At 66.0% G+C, this 9,514-nt stretch carries 8 protein-coding genes and 1 tRNA gene; 7 read left to right on the forward strand and 2 right to left on the reverse strand.

The window, feature by feature from the left end; genetic code table 11:
- Positions 1-51: 51 nt before the first annotated feature.
- From mshD to pstB, 5 genes are all read left to right on the forward strand, one after another.
- Positions 52-945 (forward strand): mycothiol synthase, encoded by an 894-nt coding sequence (gene mshD / locus Q4F73_RS06505; RefSeq protein ID WP_303358544.1) that lies wholly within the window; start codon positions 52-54, stop codon positions 943-945.
- A gap of 288 nt (positions 946-1,233) precedes the next feature.
- Positions 1,234-2,361: a phosphate ABC transporter substrate-binding protein PstS gene (pstS, locus tag Q4F73_RS06510; protein WP_303358545.1), complete on the forward strand. Its 1,128-nt coding sequence runs from the start codon at positions 1,234-1,236 to the stop codon at positions 2,359-2,361.
- 196 nt (positions 2,362-2,557) lie between these two features.
- Positions 2,558-3,622: a phosphate ABC transporter permease subunit PstC gene (gene pstC / locus Q4F73_RS06515; protein ID WP_303358546.1), complete on the forward strand. Its 1,065-nt coding sequence runs from the start codon at positions 2,558-2,560 to the stop codon at positions 3,620-3,622.
- 13 nt (positions 3,623-3,635) lie between these two features.
- Positions 3,636-4,562, forward strand: coding sequence for a phosphate ABC transporter permease PstA (gene pstA, locus Q4F73_RS06520; RefSeq protein ID WP_303358547.1), 927 nt, complete (start codon positions 3,636-3,638; stop codon positions 4,560-4,562).
- A 38-nt stretch (positions 4,563-4,600) separates the two neighbouring features.
- Positions 4,601-5,374: a phosphate ABC transporter ATP-binding protein PstB gene (pstB, locus tag Q4F73_RS06525; protein WP_303358548.1), complete on the forward strand. Its 774-nt coding sequence runs from the start codon at positions 4,601-4,603 to the stop codon at positions 5,372-5,374.
- A 97-nt stretch (positions 5,375-5,471) separates the two neighbouring features.
- On the opposite strand, the gene phoU is transcribed toward pstB, so the two are convergent.
- Entirely contained in the window at positions 5,472-6,227 is a 756-nt protein-coding gene (gene phoU, locus Q4F73_RS06530) for a phosphate signaling complex protein PhoU (RefSeq protein ID WP_303358549.1), read from the reverse strand.
- Positions 6,228-6,310: 83 nt separating this feature from the next.
- The gene (gene dusB / locus Q4F73_RS06535; RefSeq protein ID WP_303358550.1) at positions 6,311-7,456 is read right to left on the reverse strand and encodes a tRNA dihydrouridine synthase DusB; all 1,146 of its coding nucleotides are present in this window, start codon (positions 7,454-7,456) and stop codon (positions 6,311-6,313) included.
- A gap of 268 nt (positions 7,457-7,724) precedes the next feature.
- Between dusB and Q4F73_RS06540 the strand changes: the two genes are divergently transcribed.
- The gene (locus Q4F73_RS06540) at positions 7,725-9,230 is read left to right on the forward strand and encodes an acetyl-CoA hydrolase/transferase family protein (RefSeq protein ID WP_303358551.1); all 1,506 of its coding nucleotides are present in this window, start codon (positions 7,725-7,727) and stop codon (positions 9,228-9,230) included.
- A 114-nt stretch (positions 9,231-9,344) separates the two neighbouring features.
- Positions 9,345-9,417 (forward strand) — tRNA-Lys (locus tag Q4F73_RS06545).
- The last annotated feature ends 97 nt before the right edge of the window (positions 9,418-9,514 follow it).

Here is a 9,514-nt window from a genome sequence, read left to right on the forward strand (position 1 = left end):
CCGACGAGGAACGTACACCTCTATATATGTACCAGCGATACGCTGGGGCCCATGACTATCCGCCAGATTGACCTGCCCGCCGATCCCACCCGGGCCGACGCCGTGACCCGCCTACTCGAGCACGCCGCCCGGGTCGACGGCGTCGATCCTTTCTCCGAGCAGTTCCTCCTCGGCCTGCGCGATACGCACCGGGGGCACCGCCATCTGCTGGCGGTGGAGGGGGAGGAGGTCCGGGGCGTGGCCGCCTTCGACGGCGCCGCCTGGGAGATGGCCGTCGACCCTGAGTACCGCCGCCACGGCATCGGCGCCGCTCTGCTGGCGGAGATGGGACGCGCTGATGTGTGGGCCCACGGCAACCTGCCGGCCGCACAGGCACTGGCCGCAGGGCAGGGACGGCAGATGACGCGCCGGCTACTCGTCATGGCGATCGAGGGGCAGGCGCTGCACGCCGTGGCGCACTACGAGCCCCGCGAGGATGTCGAGGCCCTCGACCTGCCGGGGGCCGTGGAGCGCTTCGGACGCGACCATGTGGAGGAGGCGTGGCTGGCCGCCAACAATGACGCCTTCTCCTGGCATCCCGAGCAGGGTGGATGGGACTGCGAGCGCCTGGCCCGCGCCCAGGAGGTGGACTGGTTCGCCCCGGAGGACGTCCTCTTCCTCGTCGATGCCACCACTGCGCAGTTGGCCGGCTTCCACTGGACGAAGTGGCACACGGAGGTCTCGCCGGCGTTCGGCGAGGTCTACGTCGTCGGTCTGGCCTCGGCTTTCCGGGGCCGCGGCCTGGGTGGTCCGTTGCTGCGCCTCGGGCTGGAGCACATGGTGTCCAAGGGGGCGGACCGGGTCATCCTCTACGTGGAGGCGGACAATGCCCCGGCGGTCAAGGTCTATGAGGATCTCGGTTTTGTCATCGCTGAGGAGCACGTGGTGTGGGGGCTGTCCGGTTAACAACTGGGTGGCGATTGTGATCTGTAGCCCACCTCCGGGTGATGGGGGCGACAAAATCCCCGGTCAGGCGTGAAAGTTCGCTCAACGATTCCTAAGTGTTAACTAGTTGTTTACGAAAGGTGACCATTCCGGTTAACCAGCGGGTCCTAACTTTAGTGGACGTGAGCAACAACCCGGCCTGCTCCCAGTGTCAGCACTGTGGGCAGGCCGGATCATGGGACACCTTGACCGGGTCCATGGGTTGCTCGGACCACCTCCTCGACTGATCTGTACCGGAAAGGTTCTCCCGTGATCCGTAACTTCAAGCGCACCGCCGCCATCTTCGGCATTGTCGCCGCCGGCTCCGCCGCTCTCGTCGCCTGTGGCGACTCCGACAACGGCACCGACACCGACACCACCGCCACCACTGCTGCCGAGGGCGCTGAGGGCACCACTGACGGCCTCTCCGGCACCTCCGGCCAGCTCGTCGCTGAGGGTGCTTCCTCCCAGCAGAACGCCATGAACTACTTCGGCCAGAAGTACCAGGAGGCCGTCTCCGGCGCCTCCCTCGCGTACAACGCCACCGGTTCCGGCGCAGGCCGCACCAACTTCATCGGCGGTCAGGTCATGTTCGCCGGCTCCGACTCCCCGCTCAAGGATGACCAGGTCGATCCGGCCAACGAGCGTTGCGGTGGCAACGAGGCATGGCACCTGCCGTTCGTCATCGGCCCGGTGGCCATCGCCTACAACCTCGAGGGCGTTGAGGATCTCAACCTGCACGTGGACACCGTCGCCAAGATCTTCAAGGGCGAGATCACCAAGTGGAACGACGAGACCATCGCCGCCGAGAACGAGGGCGTCGATCTCCCGGACACCGACATCTCCGTCGTCTACCGCTCCGATGAGTCCGGCACCTCCGACAACTTCCAGAAGTTCCTGGCCAACGCCACCGAGATCTGGGAGACCGAGGGCCAGCAGTTCCCGGCTTCCGTCGGTGAGGGCGCCAACGGCTCCAACGGTGTCGCCTCCCAGGTCACCGCCATCGACGGCGGCATCACCTACGTCGAGTCCGGCTTCGCTGAGCAGCAGGGTCTGGGCATCGCCAACATCGACTTCGGCACCGGCCCGGTCGAGCTGAACGCCGACTCCGTCGGTGTTGCCCTGGACAACCTCGAGTTCGCCTCCGAGGGCCACGACATGGTCGTCGACACCGATGTTCTCTTCGCCTCCGACACCGAGGGCTCCTACCCGCTCATCCTGACCACCTACGAGATCGTCTGCTCCGCCGGCTACGACGAGTCCACCTCCGCCATGGTCAAGGACTTCCTCAAGGTCGCCCTGGACAGCCAGGATGACCAGCTCGCGCAGCTCGGCTACATCCCGGTCACCGGTGCTCACGCTGAGCGCCTGGCCGAGGCCGTCGACGCCATCCAGTAAGGCCCTGGGCCGTTGTCCCGGGTGATCACCGTCACCCGGGGCGCGCCTCCGGACCGCGCTCCAATGTGGCTGCGGTCAAGCATGAAAGCAGCCCCCGTGAGCTCTGAGCCATCGGGGGCGCTGTCACGTCCCGGGTACCCGCCCTGGTGCGAAACCCCCACTGTCATGTCCCTTTCTTTCGAAGGATCACCGCCTTATGGCAAGCAACCGACCGACCACGGATGAGCAGGTGACTGCGGCCGAACAGCCGGGCACCAACTCCGTGGCCAGCATCGGCACCACACAGCAGACCGATGCTCCCGAGCACCCGGAAATCAAGGCATCCGGCGGCGTCAAGCGCCCCGGTGACCGTATCTTCGAGTTCCTCTCCACCGCCTCCGCCACCCTCATCACCGTGCTCATCGCGGCGATCGGCCTGTTCCTCATCTGGCGCGCCATCCCGTCGCTCAACCGGAACGCCGAGGGCTGGACCGGCTTCTTCACCTACACCGGCCCGTGGAACACCTCGAACACCGAGGCCATGCTCTTCGGTATCCCGAACCTGTTCGCGGTCACCGTCCTCATCTCCGTCGTGGCGCTGCTCATTGCCATGCCGGTCGCCCTGGGCATCGCCATCTTCCTGTCGAACTACGCCCCGAAGCGCGCTGTCAAGCCGCTCGGCTACCTGGTCGACATGCTGGCCGCCGTGCCGTCGATCGTCTACGGCCTGTGGGGCTGGCAGGTGCTCGGCCCGGCACTGTCGAGCCTCTACGAGTGGGTCCACAGCTGGGGCGGCGGGTTCTTCCTGTTCGCCACCTACGCCAACTCCCCCTCGTTCGCGACCGGTCGTAACATCCTCACCGGTGGCATCGTCCTGGCCGTGATGATCCTCCCGGTCATCGCCGCCACCGCCCGCGAGGTCTTCGTCCAGACCCCGCGCGGTCAGATCGAGGCCGCCCTGGCACTTGGTGCCACCCGCTGGGAGGTCGTGCGCATGACCGTCCTGCCGTTCGGTCTCTCCGGCTACATCTCCGGCTCCATGCTGGGTCTGGGTCGTGCCCTCGGTGAGACGATGGCGCTGTACATGGTCGTCTCCCCGTCCTCGGCCTTCCGCTTCTCGCTGTTCGACGGTGGTACCACCTTCGCCACGGCGATCGCCAACGCCGCCCCCGAGTTCAACAACGACATTCAGGCGGGCGCCTACATCGCCGCCGGTCTGGTGCTCTTCCTCCTGACCTTCGTCGTGAACTCCATCGCCCGCGCCCTCGTGGCCAAGAAGTAGACGGAGGAACATCATGACCAACAACGTCAACACCGTCACCCCGACGTCCACGGCGCTGAGCTCCGGCAGCTCGTTCTCCCACATCTCCCAGTCGCGCAAGACCACCAACACCGTGGCCACCATCCTGGTCTACGCCACCATGGCCCTGGCCATGGTCCCGCTGGTGTGGGTGCTGTGGACCGTCATCGCCCGCGGCATCAGCCCGATCCTCAACGCCGCCTGGTGGACCGAATCCCAGGCCTCCACGCTGTACCACGTGGCCGGCGGCGGCGCCGCCCACGCCATCGTCGGTACGCTCATGCAGACCGCGATCGCCACGGTCCTGTCCGTCCCGATCGGCATCTTCACCGCCATCTACCTGGTGGAGTACGCCAACGGCAACCGCCTCGGCCGCATGACCACCTTCATGGTCGACATCCTCACGGGTGTGCCGTCCATCGTCGCCGCACTGTTCATCTTCACCACCTGGATCACGCTCTTCGGCTTCCAGCGTTCCGGCATGGCCGTGGCCCTGTCGCTCGTGCTGCTCATGGTGCCGGTCGTCGTCCGTAACACCGAGGAAATGCTCCGCGTCGTCCCGATGGACCTGCGCGAGGCGTCCTACGCGCTGGGTGTGCCCAAGTGGAAGACGATCGCCAAGATCGTCCTCCCGACGGCACTGTCCGGCATCGTCACCGGCGTCATGCTGGCCATCGCCCGCGTCATGGGTGAGTCCGCCCCGGTCCTCATCCTCGTGGGTTCCACCCAGGCGATGAACCTCGACTCCATGACCGGCCCGCAGTCCTCGCTGCCGCTGATGATGCTCGACATGTACAAGGCCGGTACCTCGCCGGCGGTCCTCGACAAGCTGTGGGGCGCCGCCCTCACCCTGGTCCTCATCATCGCGCTGCTCAACATCGGTGCACGCGTGATCTCCGCCAAGTTCTCGGTCAAGCAGTAGCTTCGGCCCGTCGATAAGCAAGAAACAAGGAGTTACTGATGTCCAAGCTCGAACTCAACGACGTCAACATCTACTACGGCGACTTCCACGCCGTGCAGAACGTCAACCTGCAGATCCCGGCCCAGGCCGTCACCGCGTTCATCGGCCCCTCCGGCTGCGGTAAGTCCACCGTCCTCCGTACCCTCAACCGCATGCACGAGGTCATCCCCGGCGCCTACGTCAAGGGAGAGATCCTTCTCGACGGCGAGGACATCTACGGTTCCAAGGTGGACCCGGTGTCCGTGCGCAACACCATCGGCATGGTGTTCCAGAAGGCCAACCCGTTCCCGACCATGTCCATCGAGGACAACGTCGTCGCCGGCCTCAAGCTCTCCGGCGAGAAGAACAAGAAGAAGCTCAAGGAGGTCGCGGAGAAGTCCCTGCGCGGCGCCAACCTGTGGGAGGAGGTCAAGGACCGTCTCGACAAGCCGGGCGGCGGCCTCTCCGGTGGCCAGCAGCAGCGTCTGTGCATCGCCCGCGCCATCGCCGTCGAGCCGGAGGTGCTGCTCATGGATGAGCCCTGCTCCGCCCTCGACCCGATCTCGACCCTGGCCGTGGAGGACCTCATCCACGAGCTGAAGGAAGACTTCACCATCGTCATCGTGACCCACAACATGCAGCAGGCAGCCCGTGTGTCCGACAAGACCGCCTTCTACTCCCTCGAGGCCACCGGCAAGCCGGGTCGCCTCGTCGAGTTCGGTGACACGAAGAAGATCTTCGAGAACCCGGACCAGAAGGAGACCGAGGACTACATCGCCGGTCGCTTCGGATAACCGGCCCCGCCGGTAGAGCTCCTGGTCCGAGCACATCCCGCGGTCAACGCAGCAGGCCCCGTACGCATCGCGCGTACGGGGCCTGCGGTGTTACCGGCTACTGTGCGGTGCCCGGGTAGCGGCCGCGGGAGGAGAACTGGCGCTCCAGCTCCGCGAAACGGGCGGACATGTCGGCGTCGGCCCGCGCCTGCTCCTTGCTGGCGGTGTACTCGTCCGGGGTCAGCCCCGAGGTGAGGTAGACGATGCGGGCGGCGACATTGACGCAGTGATCGGCGTAGCGCTCGAAGTAGCGCGAGAGCAGGGCGACGTCGACGGCCTCGCGGGTGGAGTGCTCCCACTCACGTACGGTGAGCATGGTGAGCATGTACTCGTTGAGGTCGTCGACCGCGTCGTCGTCCTCGTTGAGGACCAGCGCCACATCGGCGTTGGGGTCGACGAGGATGTCGCGGGTCTTTTCCCCCATGTCGTCGACGAGGCGGGCCATCTCCTTGAAGTAGCCGAGGAGCTGGACCGGTACCGCGTGCTCCGGGTAGCGGCGGCGGGCGGCCTTGGCGATGTGCATGGCCAGGGCCGCCATACGGTCGAAATCCTCGACGATGTAGATGGAGGAGACGACCTGCCGCAGGTCGCGGGCCACCGGCCCCTCCAGGGCCAGCAGCTGGACGGCGCGGTCCTCGCAACGCTGGCGGATCTCCTCGAGGGGCTCGGCCTGGGAGATGGAGTCCTCGGCGGGTTCGAGGGAGGCGTCGATAAGCGCGGTGGAGGCGTTGGCCATGATTGAGCGCACCGTGTCGCACATGACGATGAGGTCATGGGCGAAGTTATCTAGGTGTTCCCGGTAAGCGATACGCATGCGCACTATCTTAAGGCTCACGAAACGGTTACGCCTGTTCAGGTGCGCCTAATTGACATGAAATTGGAAATCACTAACCCCGGTTACCCGCCCGAGTGCATGATCTCCGCGCCGTCCGGCACCGAAGCGTCCTCCGGATCATCGAGCCAGCCGTCGGGCAGCGCCACCTTGGACGGGGAGCCCTGGCGGCCACGGGCACCGTCCGCGTCCTCGGCCAGAGCCGGCGAATCCGCCCAGGGGGCGAGCAGTTCCCGCAGCTCAGCGAGGGTGGACACGCGGGCCAGCTGCGAACGCACGTCGCCGCCGACGGGGAAGCCGCGCAGGTACCAGCCCATGTGCTTGCGCAGGTCGCGGCAGGCGTGCTGCTCACCGTCATGCTCCGCGAGCAGCTCCGCGTGCCGCAGGACGATGCGCGTGACCTCCCCGAGGGTGGGGGTGGGGGGCAGGGGCTCGCCGCGCAACTCGGCCGAGAGCTCCGCGAACAGCCACGGGCGGCCCAGGCAGCCGCGGCCCACGACGACCCCGTCGCAACCGGTCTCGTCCATCATGCGGCGGGCGTCGGCGGCGGCGAAGATGTCGCCGTTGCCCAGCACCGGGACGCCGGAACCGCGCAGGTGCTCGACGAGCGCGGTGATCTGCGACCAGTCCGCGTCGCCGGAGTAGCGCTGGGCGGCGGTGCGGGCGTGCAGGGCCACGGCCGCCGCGCCCTCCTCCACGGCGATGCGTCCGGCGTCGAGATGCGTGTGATGCTCATCGTCGATACCGACGCGGAACTTCACGGTGACCGGGATGTCGGTGCCCTCCGTGGCGCGCACGGCCGCGGCGACGATGTTGCCGAACAGGCGCCGCTTGTACGGGATCGCCGAGCCGCCGCCCTTGCGGGTGACCTTGGGCACCGGGCAGCCGAAGTTCATGTCGATGTGATCGGCCATGTTCTCGTCGACGATCATCTTCGCCGCCCGGTACGTGTACTCCGGGTCCGTGGTGTAGAGCTGCATGCTCCGCGGGTTCTCGTCCGGGGCGAAGGTGGTCATGTGGAGGGTCTTCTCGTTGCGCTCGACCAGTGCGCGGGCGGTGATCATCTCGCAGACGTAGAGGCCCGAGACGGTCCCGGTCTTCTCGATCTCCTGCTCCCGGCACAGCGTGCGGAACGCCACGTTGGTCACGCCCGCCATGGGGGCCAGGACCACGGGGGAGTTCAGGGTCAGGGAGCCGATGTTCACAGTCACAGCGTCATTCTCCCCCGTGGGGGTGGTCCGGGCCAAACAACTGACGGGTTCTCCCGGTTATTTCCCCAGGGGGTGCCGTACGATTAACACAGTTGCGTGCTTCGCGGCGGGGTCACGCCAAATCCGCTAATGTGGTCACCGTAACTAAATGGCTCCTGTGTAACCGACACGACATTCCCGTGTGCGGTGCGGGCGCCGTCCGACACATCTCACAGACACTGCGGGACCGACATCACCTGTGTTCGGCCCGGTAATCAGGAGGAAATTCATGTCCGATCGCATCGCCAACGCCATTCTGCGCGACAAGGTCATGTCCGCCGATGAGGCAGCTCAGTTCATCGACAACGGTGACAAGGTCGGTATGTCCGGCTTCACCGGTGCCGCGTACCCGAAGGCGCTGCCGACCGCGATCGCCAACCGTGCCAAGGAGGCACAGGGCAAGGGCGACACCTACAAGATCGACGTCTTCACCGGCGCCTCCACCGCCCCCGACTGTGACGGCGTCATGGCCGAGGCCGGTGCCCTCAACTACCGCATGCCGTACCAGTCGGATCCGATCATGCGTAACGCCATCAACGCCGGTGAGATGAAGTACCAGGACATCCACCTGTCCCACTCCGGCCAGTACGTCGAGCACGGCTTCTTCGGTGAGCTCGACGTCGCCGTCGTCGAGTGCACCCGCATCACCGAGGAGGGCCACCTCATCCCGTCCTCCGGTGTCGGTAACAACGTCGACTACCTCGACGCCGCCCGCAAGATCATCATCGAGGTCAACGAGTGGCAGTCCCTCGACCTCGAGGGCATGGCCGATGTCTACCGCATCCAGCACCTGCCGAACCGCACCCCGATCCCGATCATCAACTCCGGTGACCGCATCGGTAACACCTACATCGACATCGACCTGAACAAGGTCGTCGCCGTGGTCGAGACCAACGCCCCGGACCGCAACGCCCCCTTCAAGCCGATCGACGACATCTCCAAGAAGATCGCCGGCTACTTCCTCGACTTCCTCGAGGGTGAGGTCAAGGGCGGCCGTCTGGCGTACGACAACTACATCATGCAGTCCGGCGTGGGCAACGTCCCCAACGCCGTGATGGCCGGCCTGCTGGACTCGAAGTTCGAGAAGATCGAGGCCTACACCGAGGTCATCCAGGACGGCATGGTCGACCTCATCGACGCCGGCAAGATGACCGTCGCATCCGCCACCTCCTTCTCCCTGTCCCCGGAGTACGCAGAGAAGATGAACGCGGAGGCCAAGCGCTACCGCGAGTCCATCATCCTGCGCCCGCTGCAGGTCTCCAACCACCCGGAGGTCATCCGCCGCGTGGGCCTGATCTCCTCCAACGGCATGATCGAGGCCGACATCTACGGCAACATCAACTCCACCCACGTGGCCGGCTCCCGCATCATGAACGGCATCGGCGGCTCGGGCGACTTCACCCGTAACGCCCGCATCTCCACCTTCATCTCCCCGTCGGACGCCAAGAACGGCGACATCTCTGCTGTCGTCCCGTTCGCCTCCCACATCGACCACACCGAGCACGACGCCATGGTCGTCATCACCGAGCACGGTGTCGCCGACCTGCGTGGCCTGGCTCCGCGTGACCGCGTCAAGAAGATGATCGCCGTGGCCCACCCGGACTACCGCCCGCTGCTCGAGGAGTACGTCGAGCGCGCCAACGCCGGCAAGTTCCAGCAGACCCCGCACGATCTCGCGACCGCGCTGTCCTTCCACCAGCGCTTCCTCGAGACCGGCTCCATGAAGCAGAACTAGATCCCTGCATATCGGCATCCCCCCGGCGCCCGCCCCACCGCGGACGGCGGGGGGTTCGTCGTCAGGGTGGCCGGTTTCTGTGTGCGGCCGACCGGGCGCTAGTATGTGAGCGACGGGCCTCTAGCTCAGTTGGTAGAGCTACGGACTTTTAATCCGCAGGTCGTGGGTTCGAGCCCCACGGGGCCCACAATCGGACGACAGCCGGAGAGCGATGAACGCTCTCCGGCTGTCGGCGTCGATAAGCAGAGCCGGGAACACGACCGTGTTCCTGGCTTGGTCGTAAC

Origin of the sequence: Corynebacterium sp. (assembly GCF_030535495.1) — a bacterium.
Taxonomy (GTDB): Bacteria; Actinomycetota; Actinomycetes; order Mycobacteriales; family Mycobacteriaceae; genus Corynebacterium.

Coding starts and splice junctions, on each gene's coding strand:
- mshD (WP_303358544.1), top strand. CDS start 52: ATGACTATCCGCCAGATTGACCTGCCCGCCGATCCCACCCGGGCCGAC.
- pstC (WP_303358546.1), top strand. CDS start 2,558: ATGGCAAGCAACCGACCGACCACGGATGAGCAGGTGACTGCGGCCGAA.
- pstA (WP_303358547.1), top strand. CDS start 3,636: ATGACCAACAACGTCAACACCGTCACCCCGACGTCCACGGCGCTGAGC.
- pstB (WP_303358548.1), top strand. CDS start 4,601: ATGTCCAAGCTCGAACTCAACGACGTCAACATCTACTACGGCGACTTC.
- phoU (WP_303358549.1), bottom strand. CDS start 6,227: ATGCGTATCGCTTACCGGGAACACCTAGATAACTTCGCCCATGACCTC.
- Q4F73_RS06540 (WP_303358551.1), top strand. CDS start 7,725: ATGTCCGATCGCATCGCCAACGCCATTCTGCGCGACAAGGTCATGTCC.